Source organism: Halobellus litoreus (assembly GCF_024464595.1).
Lineage (GTDB): Archaea > Halobacteriota > Halobacteria > Halobacteriales > Haloferacaceae > Haloquadratum > Haloquadratum litoreum.
Window position 1 is genome coordinate 49359 of the sequence record NZ_JANHAW010000003.1, and the last position, 14239, is coordinate 63597.

Sequence of the window (14239 nt, forward strand, 5' to 3'; positions counted from 1 at the left end):
AATGCTTACGACGACCGATTATGAAAGATCTGCGCGCATTTCGACGGGTCGTAAAGCGGTACGGAGGCCGAATAGCTCTCGTTGACGAATCCGGTGATACACGAACGTATACCGAACTGGGCCGCCGAACGGACGCGCTCGCAGGTGCGCTGAACGAGCGCCTCGGCGACGGGCGGACCGCCTCGCTTCTCAACAATAGCCCGGCAGCGGTGGAGATGATGCTCGCGGCGCAGAAACGAGGGCGTGCGAACGCGCAGTTGAGTTTTCGAGGGGCGGCGGGTGAACTCTGCGAAATGGTCAGCGTCGCCGAGGCTGACGCGCTCGTGTACGACGAGGCGAACGCCGAGATGGCCGAAGCGGTCCTCGATCGGATGGAACTCGACGCCGCCCTGTACGTCGGCGACGGCGAACCGAGTCGAGCGGACGCCGAACGGTACGAGGCGGTCGTCGAGGCGGCGAAACCGACGTATCAAGCGGTTCAAGATCCCGAGGCGGAGACTGGCGTCCTCTACACGAGCGGTACCACGAGCACGCCAAAGGCGGTGTTGCAGGACCAAGAGCGGGTCTGGCTCGGGGCCGCGCAGGTGGTTATGGAACTCGGACTCGGTCCGAACGACGTCGCGCTGGTGACGACCCCCTGGTATCACGACGTCACGACCGTAGCGTGGATCTATCCGCACCTCCAAGTGGGCGCGACGCTCGTGCTCCAGTCGGTCTTCGAGCCGCCGAAGACGCTGGACCTGCTCGAAGCGCACGACGTGACGGGATTGTTGGCGGTCCCCGCCCAACTTGAAGCGCTTCTCGACGCCGAAGCAGCGGGATCCTACGACCTCTCGGCGCTTTCGTACGTCCGAACCGGTGGGGCTGTCGTCTCGCCCTCCCTCGTCGAACGGGTGCGGGCACGGATGACCGAGGGCGTGTACAACACCTACGGACTGACTGAGGGGATTTCGAACCTGACTCACGCGTATCCGGAGGAGCAGCTCGATAATCCGGGAACCGTCGGTAGCGCGTCGTTCAATTGGGAGATCCGCATCGTCGAGGCCGCCGATCCCGACGAGGAACCCGACCCCACGGCGGTCGTCGACCGCGGCGAGAGCGGCGAACTCATCGGTCGCGGACCGTTCGTCGACGGATACATCGACAGCCCGAGTGCTGAGGAGCGACTGTTCGTCGGCGACGAGTGGCTGCGGACGATGGATGTCGCCCACGTCGACGAAAACGGGGGTCTGCACATCGTCGACCGGGTCGACAATATGTTGGTGAGCGGCGGCGAGAACATCTATCCGCAGGAAGTCGAGATGGTACTCGAAGGCCACCCAGCCGTGAGCGCCGCCGCAGTCGTCGGCATCCCCGACGACGAGTGGGGTGAACGCGTCGCGGCCGTCGTCGTCGCGGAGGGAGTCTCGGCAGCGGAGTTAGACGACTACTGCCAGCGACACGACAGCCTGGCCGATTTCAAGCGGCCCCGCTCGTACGCGGTCACGTCCGATTCCCTCCCGCGATCCGACACCGGGACACTTCTCCGGGACGAGATCAGAAAAATATATTTTCTGTGACCAGTCGGGCTCGTTTAGTGCTAATCTGTTGATCGATTATAATAGGATTATAGATATATAGTTTATTTTGATATAAAATATATTTGATTCAGTTTAGATGGCTTAAATGCCCGTTAGCGTACTAATCTTTATTTCATTTTCCTGTTTATTTAGGATTAATATACTATTTCTGTGTAAAGTATTCGAGCAGATACGCTGTCATTCCTCCTGAGTTCACACTAAATATCAATTTCCAGTTATAACGTCGTCGGTCGAGCAAGTTCTGACAGAACCAGTAGGGGGCGACCGGCTGTGTCCTGGGGCCGGCACCGGAATTGGCGTCCGCGACGGCCGGGAGATCGTACTTTTCGGGCCGAAATTCGCCCGTGAGAACGGAACAGCGACCATCGAAGCGGTGGGGAGGCTTCACGTGCTCCGAGAGACTGCGACGGAGCGTTTCGATGAAAGAAAACCCGGTTACGGCGGTGCCGCAGCCTCACCGCTGCGGTTCGCGACCAGGCTGTGAGACCCGGTTCGGGGATTGAACGGTACCCGAAAGCCGCACGGCCACGGGCGTGAAGAGCCGATCCGGCGGTTACTCCAGGTCGAAGCGGTCGAGCTTCATCACTTTACTCCACGTTTCCGCGAAGTCCTGGACGAACTTCTCTTCCGCGTCGTCGGCGCCGTAGACCTCCGCGGTGGTGCGGAGTCGGGAGTTCGAGCCGAAGACGAGGTCGACGCGGGAGCCCTTCCACTCGACTTCGCCGGTCTCTCGGTCGCGCAGTTCGAACACGTCCTTCTCCGCCGTGACCGGTTCCCACTCGTAGCCCATATCGAGTAGGTTCACGAAGAAGTCGTTGGTCAGCGTCTGCGGTCGGTCGGTGAAGACACCGAGCTCCGATCCGTCGTAGTTCGCGCCCAGCGCTCGCATCCCGCCGACGAGCACCGTCATTTCGGGCACCGTCAGATCCAGCAGTTCGGCCTTGTCCACCAGCAGCTCCTCGGCGGACTGGTCGGCCTCGTCGCCGAGGTAGTTACGGAAGCCGTCCGCATCCGGTTTGAGGGCCTCGAACGACTCGACGTCGGTCTGTTCCTGCGTCGCGTCCGTCCGTCCCGGCTCGAACGGGATCTCAACGTCGTAGCCGGCCTCGGCCGCCGCCTGCTCGACGGCCGCGTTGCCGCCCAGAACGATCAGATCCGCGAGCGAGACCCGCGTGTCGCCGGGCTGTGCGCTGTTGAACTGCTCTTGGATCTCCTCGTACGTCTCCAGAACGGCACTCAGCTCCGCCGGCTCGTTGACTTCCCAGCTCCGCTGGGGCTCCAGACGGATGCGGGCACCGTTGGCGCCGCCGCGCTTGTCGCTGTCGCGGTACGTCGACGCCGACGCCCAGGCGGTCTTGACCAGCTGGGAGATCGACAGTTCCGAATCGAGGAGCTCCCCTTTGAGGTCGGCGATCTCAGACTCGCCGATGAGGTCGTAGTCGGCCTCTGGAAGGGGATCCTGCCAGATCAGCGTCTCCTCGGGGACTTCCGGACCGAGGAACCGAGTCGGCGGGCCCATATCGCGGTGGATCAATTTGTACCAGGCTCTCGCGAAGGCGTCCTGGAACGCCCGGGGGTCGTCTCTGAAGCGTTCGAGGACCTCGCGATAGTCGGAATCCCGCTTCAGCGCGACGTCCGTCGTCAGCATCATCACGTCTTCTTTGTCCGAGGGGTCCGCGACGCCCGGGGCGGCGTCGTTGAGTTCGCCTCCCTCCGTGGTCCACTGCCACGCTCCGCCGGGGCCTTTCTCGGGCTCCCAGTCGTAGGAGAGCAGGTTGTTGATGTAGCTCATATCCCACTGGGTCGGCGTGGTGTTCCACGGCCCTTCGATACCGCTGGTGATGGTGTCGGGACCTTTGCCCTCGCCGAAGTCGTTCTCCCAGCCGAAGCCCTGTTTCTCGATGGGTGCGGCCGCGGGTTCGGGACCGATGTGGTCCTCGGGATCGTCGGCGCCGTGGACCTTCCCGAAGGTGTGGCCGCCGGCGATGAGCGCGACGGTCTCCTCGTCGTTCATCGCCATCCGACCGAACGACTCCCGGATGTTCTTCGCGGAGCCTTCGAGGTCCGGTTCGCCGTTGGGGCCCTCGGGGTTCACGTAGATGAGGCCCATCACGGTGTTCCCGAGCGGGGACTTGAGGTTCCCCTCCTCGTCGAAGCGGTCCTCGGAGGTGGTCTCCCACTCCTCTTCTGGCCCCCAGTCGACGGCCTCGTCGGGCGTATACTCGTCCTCCCGTCCACCGGCGAAGCCGAACGTCTCGAACCCCATCGATTCGAGCGCGACGTTGCCGGCGAGGACGATCAGGTCGGCCCACGAGAGCTTCTGGCCGTACTTCTGTTTGACAGGCCAGAGGAGTCGGCGCGCCTTGTCGAGGTTCACGTTGTCCGGCCAGCTGTCGACCGGGGGCAGCCGCTGGTGACCGCCCGCGGCGCCGCCACGGCCGTCGGTAGTGCGGTACGTCCCGGCACTGTGCCACGCCATCCGAATGAACAGGGGCCCGTAGTGCCCGTAGTCGGCGGGCCACCAGTCCTGCGAGTCCGTCATCAGCGCTTCGAGGTCGGACTTCAACGCCTCGTAGTCGAGTTTCTCGAACTCCTCGGCGTAATCGAAGTCCTCGCCCATCGGACCGCCGTCGCGGGCGTTCTGGTCGAGGATCTCCAGGTTCAACTGGTTCGGCCACCACTCTCGATTGGACTTTCTCATACACTGATGGTTGTTCTTTCGCCTGTTAAGATTGTCTAATTCGGTAAAGAAATATTCGCTGTAGACCAAGCACTCTATCGCGTGTGTGAACTTTTTCCAGCGGTGGATCGTACGAGGAATCGCTTCGGCTCACCCGCGGCCAGCGAGATCGAAGAGACGGTCTCTTCAGCGCACCCGGTCGACGAGTAACGCCGCCAGGTTCCCCACGGCGAGTCCCGCTCCCAGAACGTACGAACCGCCTTCGACGCCGAACCATCGAAACACGCCCACGACGAGCAAGAGCGCGACCACCAGCCCCGTCACCTGTGTCAAGCCGGCGATCAGCTCCGCCCTGTGTTCCGTCGACAGCGACGGTGCCGAAAGCGTCCGCGTCGGAGCCGAGTCTTCGGCCGGAGGACGCTTCGAGAACACGTACGCCTGAATCGCGTCCCACAGGTAGATCGAGAGACCGTTTGCGGTCAACAGAAACGCGCACACCAGTCCGCCGAACCCCAACGCCGCCCATCCGGTCGCCCAGTATCCGATCCCGCCCAGGAGCAGAAACCCGAGACTCCCCACGCCGTGTCCGGTCGCGCCCTGTAGGTACGTCACCGCCTGGACGCGGGTGACTTCGTCGGTGAGCCCCCGGTCTTCGGACGATTCCATCGTGCGAGTTTATGTGTAGCTTCCTACTAAACGTCTCCGCGCGGGTTGGCTTCGAGGCGGTATCCGTCCAGTTTGCTCTGAGACGGAATCGGTCCAGTCGACTCCGAGGTCGAACTGAGTCGCGAGCGATTTCGATTCCGCTCGACCGCCGCGACGCGAACGAGCGCGTCCCGTCGGGGAGGCGACCGCCGTCACCGACTGCTCACTGGGAGGTACATTTATCAGACAGAGCGAGAGACGGCGGAACGATGACAGGGTTGACCGTGTTCATCTGTGCGGACATCGAGGGCGTCTCGGGGTTCGTCGACTGGGCGCAGGAAGACGAGGAGACCGAGCGCGTTCGACTCGCGATGACCGAAGACGTCAACGCCGCCGTCGAGGGCGTGCTGAGCGAACGCGACGCCGACGTGATAGTGAACGATTCCCACGGCGGGAAGCGAAACGTCGTCATCGAGGAACTCCACCCCGACGCGAAACTGGTCCGTGGGGGCCCCCGTCCCCGCGGGATGATCTCGGGCGTCGAAGACGCCGACGTCGGGTTTCAGATCGGCGCGCACACGCGGCCCGGATACGGTGGCGTGCTCGAACACACGTTCTCCTCCTCGTCGATGGCCGACGTCACACTCAACGGCGACCCCGTCGGCGAGGTCGAGCTCAACGCGATGGGGATGGCGGCGTTCGGAACGCCGACCGCGCTGGTGACCGGCGATGACCGCCTCCGCGACGAACTCGAAGCGGTCCTACCGGAGAGCGAATACGTCGTGACCAAAGAGGCTCGAAGTATGCGCGCGGCTACTTGTTACCCGCCCGCACGAGTTCGAGAGCGGATCTCCGATGCGGCGGCGCGGGCGGTTTCGGAGCCGATCGGTGAGTACCCGCTCGGGATTGAGACGGATGGAACGGTGTCGGCTACAGTTCGCTATCACCAGGCTGATACCGCCGAGAAAGCCGCGTTGTGGCCGGGTATCGAGCGAAAGACCAGTCGGAAGATCGGATACGAGAGCGACGACCCGCTCGAAGTCTACTCGTTCCTGCGCGCCGCGAGCAAGGTGTGAACTCTCTCGGGGCCGAGACGCGTGACGTTCGTCTCGAAGGCTTACCGTTCATCTCGAAGATGGACCGTTTGCCTCGAACATCCGCACATCGGCGGTCGGTTCCAACAGAGGAAGGATGGTGAGCGTCCTCGACGGGCATAATTTTGCGTTTTATTTGCAATACTAATCCACAGTTGTATCGGTGTACAAATTTCGTTTTGGACATCGACACGTAGACGACCCGTTAATTCGTACTTTTGAACCGTATTAGAGCGATTTAAGACCGATTCTCGTATCCTACGGATCGCGTGGAAGAGACCTCCCCACCATATTGAATTGTGTGATAACTGAATTACTATGCAAACATTTTTGTGTGGCCACCCGGTACGAGGGAGTGCACGATATGAATCCCGAAGACTTCCCGACGCCGGAGGCGGACGTCGACTCCGTCTCTCCCGACGCGCTGAAGGACCGCATCGACGCCGGCGAGGACGTCACGCTTCTCGACACGCGAATGCAGTCCGATTACGAGGAGTGGCACATCGACGACGACAACGTCACTTCGATCAACCTTCCGTATTTCCACTTTTTGGAGGACGACATCGACGACGACGTCCTCGAACAAGTGCCCGACGACCGCGAACTCACGGTCCTCTGTGCGAAGGGCGGCGCCAGCGAGTTCGTCGCCGGCGCGCTCAAGGCTCGCGGCTACGACGTCAACCACCTCGAAAACGGCATGAACGGCTGGGCGGAAATCTACGAGCGCGTCGAAGTCACCGACTACGACGGCAGCGGCACGCTGTATCAGTACCAGCGCCCCTCTTCGGGCTGTCTCGGCTACCTCCTCGTCGACGACGGCGACGCCGCCATCGTCGACCCCCTCCGGGCGTTCACCGACCGCTACCTCGACGACGCTGCCGAGTTAGACGCCGAGCTCACGTACGCGCTCGACACCCACATCCACGCCGACCACATTTCGGGCGTGCGCGACCTCGACGCAGAAGGCGTCGAAGGCGTCATCCCCGCCGCGGCGGTCGACCGCGGTGTCACCTACGCCGACGAGTTGACGACCGCCGAAGACGGCGACACCTTCCAGGTTGGCGAGGCGACCGTCGAGACGGTGTACACTCCGGGACACACGACGGGAATGACCTCGTACTTACTCGACGAGAGCCTGCTGGCGACGGGTGACGGTCTCTTCATCGAGAGCGTCGCTCGCCCGGACCTCGAAGAGGGCGACGAGGGCGCGCCCGACGCCGCGCGGATGCTCTACGAGTCCCTGCAGGAACGCGTGCTGCCGTTACCCGACGAGACGCTCGTCGGCGGCGCGCACTTCAGCGACGCGGCGGAACCCGCCGAAGACGGCACGTACACGGCTCCCATCGGCGACTTGGTCGAGGAAATGGACGCGCTCTCGATGGACGAAGACGACTTCGTCGAGGTGATCCTCGCGGACATGCCGCCGCGGCCCGCGAACTACGAGCAGATCATCGCGACGAACCTCGGGCAAAACGTCGTCGACGACGAGGAAGCGTTCACCCTGGAACTCGGCCCGAACAACTGCGCCGCCAGCCAGGAATCCCTCGCCGGTGACTGAGTCGCGATGAGTCCGCCGTCCATTCGGCGGACTGGCGTCGCCGACCAGACCCGGTCGACAGCACAAACTCCGGTCGCCCCCTGATCCCCTCCCCCCGCATTCGCAATGGACACCACAGTACTCTTGCTGTTCGTCGTTGCCAGCCTCGCGAGCCTGTTTATGGCGTGGGTCGTCGGCGCGGGTTCGAGCGGCGCGACGCCGTTCGCACCCGCCGTCGGGGCCAACGCCATCCCGACGATGCGCGCCGCGTTCGTCGTCGGAATCTTCGGCTTCCTCGGCGCCGTCCTGCAGGGCGCGAACGTCTCGGAAGCCGTCGGAAGCGGGCTCATAGAGGGCGTCTCTCTCCCCGCAACGGGAGTGATCTTGGTCCTCCTCATCGGGGCCGGCCTGATGGCGATCGGTATCTACACGGGGTATCCGATCGCGACGGCGTTCACCGTCACCGGTTCCGTCGTGGGCGTCGGCCTCGCGCTCGGTGGCGCGCCCGCGTGGGCGAAGTACCAGGAGATCGGCCTCGTGTGGGTCGGGACGCCGTTCGTGGGCGGTGGAATCGCGTACCTCATCGCCAGCCTGCTCCCGCGCGAGGACATTCCGGAGCGTTTCAGCGTCCCCGCGCTCGCCGGACTCGTCGGGAGCGTGGTCGCGAACCTCGACTTTCCGAGGCTCGGGACGAACGGAGATCCGGGCTCGATTGCGGGCGCTGTAGCCCGCTCGATGTCGGTCGATCCGTCCATCGCGATCGGCGGGACGACCCTCCTCGTCGGCGTCGTCGTCGCCGTCGCAGTCCACTGGGACATCGCCAGCAACCGCGACGGTGGACTGCGACGAGTCCTGCTCGCGCTCGGGTCGCTCGTCGCGTTTTCGGCCGGCGGGAGTCAGGTCGGTCTCGCCGTCGGACCGTTGCTGCCACTGGCCGATCAGATCGACGCCGTCTCGACGTTCGCCGTGCTGTTCGGCGGTGGTCTCGGGATCCTCGTCGGGTCCTGGACCGGTGCACCACGGATGATCAAGTCGCTCTCACAGGACTACTCGTCGCTCGGACCGCGACGCTCGATCGCGACGCTGGTGCCCTCGTTCCTGATTGCGCAGACGGCAGTGTTGCTGGGGGTGCCCGTCTCGTTCAACGAGGTGATCGTCAGCGGGATCGTCGGAAGCGGCGCGGCCGTCGGCGGAAGCGACGTCATCGACACCCGGAAGATCCTCGTTACCGTGGGCGCGTGGGTTGGATCGCTGCTCCTGGCGTTTGTCATCGCCTACGCGATGGCGAGGGCGCTGATGTGACCGCGTAGCAACACTGAGTCGGATCCGCTCGCGTGGATGCAGAAGCGGTTGCCTGTATCTATGACACTTACGTGTCGGTTGTGTCCACAGCTAGCGGCGGCTGCGATCGGCGCGGGACAGAAGTACTGGGGACCGAGAGCTGGATCGAAACATATGGAGCCAGCGTGAGCCACATACGCGCGCGAGACCCACTGTCAGGTCGACGCGGGGTGTAAATAGCGACAGAGAAGTGTTCGAGGCGTGAGAACGGCGGGTTCGAGACGGACGATTCGTTCTTCGTAACTTATCGATGTGCGCTGAATATAGTATTGTACTATCGTCCCAAAAGCGTTATTAAGCACAAGCGGATACCTGGAGTCGAGTAGAATAGTATGGAAGCTACACAACCACACAACTCGAAAGGAGAACACACATGGCAGATATCGGAGCAGTGCTAGGAGCATCGGGAGCTGGAACAACCCAGGCGCTCAGTCTCGTGGGTGCAGTGCTCGTCGAGGCGATGATCCTCTACGTCGGGTACGGAGCGCTCACGAACGCGCTTGAGCCGACCGTCCGCCGGCTAATCGGGGTGGAATCCGGCGAATGATGGAGGTTATGGGGGTTGGGATCGGTGTCCTGGCCCTGTTCGTCGCGTTCGGGCTTCTCATCGGGATCCTCTTCGGATTCTTCGGAATGGGCGGCTCGTTCCTCGTCACGCCGGCGCTGTTAGTGATGGGCTACCCGTCTCGGGTCGCCGTCGGGAGTGGCCTCGCGTTCGTCTTCGGGACGTCGGTCATCGCGACGCTGAAACACCGCGATCTGGGTCAGGTGGACTACAAACTCGGAGTTCTGATGATTGCCGGGACCACGGTGGGTATCGAGGTCGGCAAGGAGATCGTCCTGCACCTCGAGAGCCTCGGACTCGCCGGGAGCATCATCAGCGTCACGTACGTGGTGCTGCTGGGCGGTATCGGCGTGTTCGTGACGTACGAGGCGATGAAGGGAGACGGCGGTGGCGGCGTCGACCACGACGCGGAGGCCGACGGCGAAATCGACGCCGACGACATCCCGGAGATCGCGAAAACGATCCAGTCGTACAACGTCCCGCCGATGATCAAACTCCGGGGCGGGATCCGCGTCTCGCTGTGGATGATTCTCGGCGTCGCCTTCGCGACGGGTCTCCTGTCGGGGTTCCTGGGCGTGGGCGGGGGCTTCATCCGGATGCCCGCGCTGTTCTATCTCATCGGCGTGCCCGTTCCGATCGCGGTCGGGACCGACCTGTTCGAGATCGTCTTCTCGGGCGGGATCGGGAGCTTCATCTACGCGATGGACGGCGGCGTCGACCTCTCTATCGTCCTGCCGCTCTTGGCCGGAAGCGCGCTCGGTGCCCGCCTCGGATCGGCCGCGACGAGCATCGTCGACGAGGGCGAAATCAAGGTCTACTTCGGGCTGATGCTCCTCGGCGGATCGGTCGCCGTCGCGGTGCGTGAGATCGGGAACTACATCGATATGCCCGTCCTCAACACGGTCAGCCTGGTGTTAATCCTCGGCTCGGCGCTGCTGGTCAGCGGGATGGTGGTCTACAGCAGCCTCGTCGAACTCCGCAGTGAGGCCGCTCGGCAGTCGCCGACCGCCGATTAACGCCGTTCCGTTCTTCGTGTGGCACAAGATTGTACGAACTCCACACAAGCCTTTTAATTGTACGGCTCCAACCGTTGCATAACAGATGCCAGATTCGATGTCCGAACAACTGAAGCAGGATATGGAGTGTGAGGGACTCTTGGAGTGTTTCCACGGTCTCAAACAGCTCGACAAGCAGTGTTTCCAGGTACTGGTGCGGGCCGGAGAGCCGCTGACCGTCGACGAGGTCGCCGAAATCGTCGATCGGGAGCGATCGACGGCGTACCGCTCGATCCAGCGACTGCTGCAGTCGGGATTCATCCAGAAGGAACAGGTCAACTACGAGCAGGGCGGCTACTACCACGTCTACTCGCCGACGGATCCGGAAAAGATATCCGATAGTATGCAGCGGATGCTCAACGATTGGTACGCGAAGATGGGCCAGTTGATCCAGGAGTTCGAGGACAAGTACGAGCGTCCGGAAGCCGAGATGACCGTCGAAGGGTAGTGAGGAAGGCGGCGCTGCGAGTCGCGGGGACCGATCCGGTTTTCGTGAGGCTGGCCCGATTCTAATGAGACCGATCGCTCGATAGCGGACGCACTCGACGCTGTCGGCGACGCGTTCACGTCGGTGCGGTAAGTATCGATATCGGAGTGGCAGACACCCGAAAACGACCGCGTCAGCGACCGGTCAGTCGAACCGGAAGGTTTCGAGGTTTCGGGGTGCGTACGTCCGAACGTCGTACTTCTGGTACAGACCGGATGAGAGCTGATCCGTCGAGGCCTCGTCGCCGTGGACGCAGATGATCTCCTCGGGGCGCGGATTCATCGTCCCGACGAAGTTCTCGAGGCCGTTGCGGTCGGCGTGACCCGAGAAGCCACTCACGGACTCGACGTCGAAGCGGAGCGTCAGCTGTTCTGAACGACCACCGCGGTCGCTGAACGGAATCTCCCGTCGGCCGCTCTGGATCCGTCGACCCAGCGTGCCCTGTGCCTGGTACCCGACGAAGATGAGTTGATTCTCCTCGTCGCCGCCGAGCAGTTCGAGCCACGACATAATCGGGCCGCCGGTGACCATTCCGGACGTCGAGAGAACGATGCACGGGTCGCCGCCGGCGACCTCCTCGCGCATCTCCTGGCCGCCGTCGACCTGCTGGAACTGGTCGGCGAGGAACGGGTTCTCGTCCTCGTGAAGGATGCGGTCTCTGAGCCCGTCGCGGAGGAACTCGGGGTACGCCGTGTGTATCGCCGTCGCCTCGCGGATCATCCCGTCGAGGTAGATCGGCATCGTGGGGAGTCGTCCCTCCCGCATCGCCTCTTCGAGAACGAGCATCAACTCCTGGGACCGACCGACGGCGAAGGCCGGAATGACGACCTTTCCGTCGCGGTCGTAGGTCTCCTGGATGAGTTCGACGAGCTTTCGCTCCGAGTCGGCCTGATCGGTCTGGTAGTCGTCGCGGCGACCGTACGTCGACTCCATCACGAGCGATTCGACGCGCGGGAAGTCGTTCGACGCGCCGTTGAACAGCCGGGTGTCGTCGTAGTGGATGTCGCCGGAGAAGACGACGTTGTGGAAGCCGTCGCCGATGTGGAAGTGCGCGACCGCGCTGCCGAGGATGTGCCCGGCGTTGTGGAAGGTGAGTTTGATGTCCGGAGCGATGTCGGTGACGTCCCCGTAATCGAGCGTGATCGTGTGCTTGAGTTCCTCGCGGACCATCTCGGACTCGTACGGCGGCGTCCGGCCCTCCTTGGCGGCGACGTCGAGGTAGTCGAGTTGGAGCAGGCCCATCAGGTCCCGGGTCGGCTCGGTCGTGTACACGGGCCCGTCGTAGCCGTACTTGAACAGAAGCGGCAGGAGCGCGCTGTGGTCGAGGTGTGCGTGCGTCAGCACGACGGCGTCCAGATCCGCGATCGGGTTCGCCTCGGGGACCTGGAGGTACGGGACCTCGCCCTCCGCGCCGGGTTTGTCACCGCAGTCGATGAGAACGCGCGTCTCGGGAGTACTGAGGACGAAACTCGCGCGTCCGACCTCGCGACAGCAGCCCAGCGTGGTGACGCGCACCCAGTCGGTCTCTTGCATCGGTTCGCGGTGGATCCGCTGGCCGACGCGTTCGAGGAAGTCCCGGCGGTCGTCCCGTTCCTGCATCAGGAAGTTCCGCACGTTGTCCACGGTCGAGGACTCCATCGGCGGCGTCCGGAGGACGTCCGGCGTCCAGCCGACCTCCTGGGTGATCTCCCGGAGCGTGCTCGCGCGGCGGCCGATGACGAGTCCCGGCTTCTCGGCTTCGATGAGGACCTCGCCGGTCGCCGGATAGAACTGGAGGTTCGTGATTCCGGCCTCCTCGGGGATGAGATCGAGGATCTTCGGCTTCGCTTCCGCGGGGTTCAGTTGCGTTCCCGATGCCGGACGGACCGTGATCCGCTTGCGGAGCGTGCTGGCGAGACGGCGGATCAGGCCGTCGCGTTCGGCGAACTCCCGCGGCGTCTCGGTGTAAATGACCAGTTCGGGACCTTCGTAGGCGACGCGTGAGACGACGAGGTCGTCGGGGATCTCGCTTTCGAGTTTCGTTCTGACCGCTTCGAGCGGATCCGTCGTGTCGTTAGTGCTCATACATATCTTGAAAGCCGTGGGTAGGAGCCACAGAACCCGTGGCCCGTACCACCGGAATCGTGGTTGATGGGTCGGCGTCGAAGGAGCGACCCGACCGAACGGACGAAATCGTTCGTTTAGCTCTATCCCACAGAGTATATAAACGTTTTTCGCTGTCAGGGCGAAACGGTACCGATCACATCGCCCAGGCCGAGGTCCCGTGCGTGCCGCAGTTTCAAGCGAGAAGAAGGAAAGTACCAATCAGAGAAGAAGGAAAACGCCGAGAAGGGCGCAAAGCGATCCGATGAGGAGGCCGACCGTGGATGCCCGAGCCATTCGGATGAACGTCCGCCGCGGAGACAGCGTGGATACGACGAGCGGATCGATCGAACGGCTATCGTCCGGAGTTCGTGTCCGTTCGCCAGTGTCGTCGGACTCGGGGGGAAGCCAAGCGGATTCGACGACGTGCCCGACGACCGTCACACGGTCGCCGATGCCGACCCGTTCCTCGGCGTAGCGCCGCGTACCGAGAGATAGCAAGCGGGCGAGTGGACGGAGGATCACCGGGGGATCGCGCCAGTGGCTTCCGGGCGTGTCGATTCGACCCTCGAATCGCTGGACGCGTTCTGACGCGTGTTCGCCTCGTGAAACCGTCTCGACGACTCGCGAGTCGGCGACGACTGTCGACGGATCGCCACCGACGCCGACGTGCTCGGTCTCGGTTCTGAGGAGAAACGGCTTGGCCCCGGCAGTCTCGTGGAGCGTGACGAACTGGGGCAGGGGAACCCAGCCACCCAGTGTTCGTTCTTCGACGGTGTATCGAAGAACGAGCGCATCGCTGCCGGTGAACGGCGCCGTCAAGAATTTCCTAGTCGACGAGTGAGCCTCTTCATCGTTCGACTGGAAGTCGTCTCGGACCTCAGCAGTTCCCGTGAGGCGGACCAGATCACCCGAAGACGACGACGGAAGTGACTGCGATCCGTCCGCTCGGTAGACGGCGCTGGCACGCCACACGTGTCGGATGCTAACGAGGATGACGACGCCCGCGAGGGCCAAAAACACAGTCGCGAACAGATCGGGACCGACGCTCTCGACGACGAGCAGAGAAGTCGAGATCTCGAGGGGCAGTGCGATCTGGAGGGGCAGTGCGATCTGGAGGGACATTAGCAGACGTGTCAGTTCCCACCGATTCGAGCGTTTCGGTTATCGCCG

11 protein-coding genes are annotated in these 14239 nt (G+C 63.2%); 7 read left to right on the forward strand and 4 right to left on the reverse strand.

Going from position 1 to position 14239, the window contains the following annotated elements; genetic code table 11:
* Window positions 1-20: 20 nt before the first annotated feature.
* The gene (locus NO360_RS14700) at window positions 21-1559 is read left to right on the forward strand and encodes a class I adenylate-forming enzyme family protein (protein ID WP_256308595.1); all 1539 of its coding nucleotides are present in this window, start codon (window positions 21-23) and stop codon (window positions 1557-1559) included.
* A gap of 574 nt (window positions 1560-2133) precedes the next feature.
* Here NO360_RS14700 and katG read toward each other — a convergent pair.
* Together katG and NO360_RS14710 are read right to left on the reverse strand one after the other, a co-directional pair.
* Complete coding sequence (gene katG, locus NO360_RS14705) at window positions 2134-4281, reverse strand: catalase/peroxidase HPI (RefSeq protein ID WP_256308596.1); 2148 nt, start codon at window positions 4279-4281, stop codon at window positions 2134-2136.
* A 165-nt stretch (window positions 4282-4446) separates the two neighbouring features.
* A complete protein-coding gene (locus NO360_RS14710; RefSeq protein WP_256308597.1) occupies window positions 4447-4926 on the reverse strand; it encodes a hypothetical protein in 480 nt (159 codons plus the stop codon).
* Between the two features lie 248 nt (window positions 4927-5174).
* Between NO360_RS14710 and NO360_RS14715 the strand changes: the two genes are divergently transcribed.
* The 6 genes from NO360_RS14715 (at window position 5175) to NO360_RS14740 (ending at window position 10945) form a co-directional block, all read left to right on the forward strand.
* Window positions 5175-5981: a M55 family metallopeptidase gene (locus tag NO360_RS14715; protein ID WP_256308598.1), complete on the forward strand. Its 807-nt coding sequence runs from the start codon at window positions 5175-5177 to the stop codon at window positions 5979-5981.
* A 382-nt stretch (window positions 5982-6363) separates the two neighbouring features.
* Window positions 6364-7557 (forward strand): MBL fold metallo-hydrolase, encoded by a 1194-nt coding sequence (locus tag NO360_RS14720; RefSeq protein ID WP_256308599.1) that lies wholly within the window; start codon window positions 6364-6366, stop codon window positions 7555-7557.
* A 105-nt stretch (window positions 7558-7662) separates the two neighbouring features.
* The gene (locus tag NO360_RS14725) at window positions 7663-8838 is read left to right on the forward strand and encodes an inorganic phosphate transporter (RefSeq protein ID WP_256308600.1); all 1176 of its coding nucleotides are present in this window, start codon (window positions 7663-7665) and stop codon (window positions 8836-8838) included.
* Between the two features lie 412 nt (window positions 8839-9250).
* On the forward strand, window positions 9251-9424 hold the full coding sequence (locus NO360_RS14730; protein ID WP_256308601.1) for a DUF7512 family protein: 174 nt from the start codon (window positions 9251-9253) through the stop codon (window positions 9422-9424).
* Window positions 9421-10458, forward strand: coding sequence for a sulfite exporter TauE/SafE family protein (locus tag NO360_RS14735; RefSeq protein ID WP_256308602.1), 1038 nt, complete (start codon window positions 9421-9423; stop codon window positions 10456-10458). The genes NO360_RS14730 and NO360_RS14735 overlap by 4 nt, the downstream gene beginning before the upstream one ends.
* Before the next feature lie 85 nt (window positions 10459-10543).
* Window positions 10544-10945: a helix-turn-helix domain-containing protein gene (locus NO360_RS14740; RefSeq protein WP_256308603.1), complete on the forward strand. Its 402-nt coding sequence runs from the start codon at window positions 10544-10546 to the stop codon at window positions 10943-10945.
* Between the two features lie 183 nt (window positions 10946-11128).
* Here NO360_RS14740 and NO360_RS14745 read toward each other — a convergent pair whose 3' ends face one another.
* Together NO360_RS14745 and NO360_RS14750 are read right to left on the reverse strand one after the other, a co-directional pair.
* The gene (locus NO360_RS14745; protein ID WP_256308604.1) at window positions 11129-13048 is read right to left on the reverse strand and encodes a beta-CASP ribonuclease aCPSF1; all 1920 of its coding nucleotides are present in this window, start codon (window positions 13046-13048) and stop codon (window positions 11129-11131) included.
* A 240-nt stretch (window positions 13049-13288) separates the two neighbouring features.
* The gene (locus NO360_RS14750) at window positions 13289-14191 is read right to left on the reverse strand and encodes a hypothetical protein (protein ID WP_256308605.1); all 903 of its coding nucleotides are present in this window, start codon (window positions 14189-14191) and stop codon (window positions 13289-13291) included.
* Between the last annotated feature and the right edge of the window lie 48 nt (window positions 14192-14239).

What these genes read in the sequence shown, in the direction of transcription:
- NO360_RS14750 (WP_256308605.1), bottom strand. Translation starts at nt 14,191, where the DNA reads ATGTCCCTCCAGATCGCACTGCCCCTCCAGATCGCACTGCCCCTCGAG.
- katG (WP_256308596.1), bottom strand. Translation starts at nt 4,281, where the DNA reads ATGAGAAAGTCCAATCGAGAGTGGTGGCCGAACCAGTTGAACCTGGAG.
- NO360_RS14735 (WP_256308602.1), top strand. Translation starts at nt 9,421, where the DNA reads ATGATGGAGGTTATGGGGGTTGGGATCGGTGTCCTGGCCCTGTTCGTC.
- NO360_RS14715 (WP_256308598.1), top strand. Translation starts at nt 5,175, where the DNA reads ATGACAGGGTTGACCGTGTTCATCTGTGCGGACATCGAGGGCGTCTCG.
- NO360_RS14720 (WP_256308599.1), top strand. Translation starts at nt 6,364, where the DNA reads ATGAATCCCGAAGACTTCCCGACGCCGGAGGCGGACGTCGACTCCGTC.
- NO360_RS14710 (WP_256308597.1), bottom strand. Translation starts at nt 4,926, where the DNA reads ATGGAATCGTCCGAAGACCGGGGGCTCACCGACGAAGTCACCCGCGTC.
- NO360_RS14725 (WP_256308600.1), top strand. Translation starts at nt 7,663, where the DNA reads ATGGACACCACAGTACTCTTGCTGTTCGTCGTTGCCAGCCTCGCGAGC.
- NO360_RS14700 (WP_256308595.1), top strand. Translation starts at nt 21, where the DNA reads ATGAAAGATCTGCGCGCATTTCGACGGGTCGTAAAGCGGTACGGAGGC.
- NO360_RS14730 (WP_256308601.1), top strand. Translation starts at nt 9,251, where the DNA reads ATGGCAGATATCGGAGCAGTGCTAGGAGCATCGGGAGCTGGAACAACC.
- NO360_RS14740 (WP_256308603.1), top strand. Translation starts at nt 10,544, where the DNA reads ATGCCAGATTCGATGTCCGAACAACTGAAGCAGGATATGGAGTGTGAG.
- NO360_RS14745 (WP_256308604.1), bottom strand. Translation starts at nt 13,048, where the DNA reads ATGAGCACTAACGACACGACGGATCCGCTCGAAGCGGTCAGAACGAAA.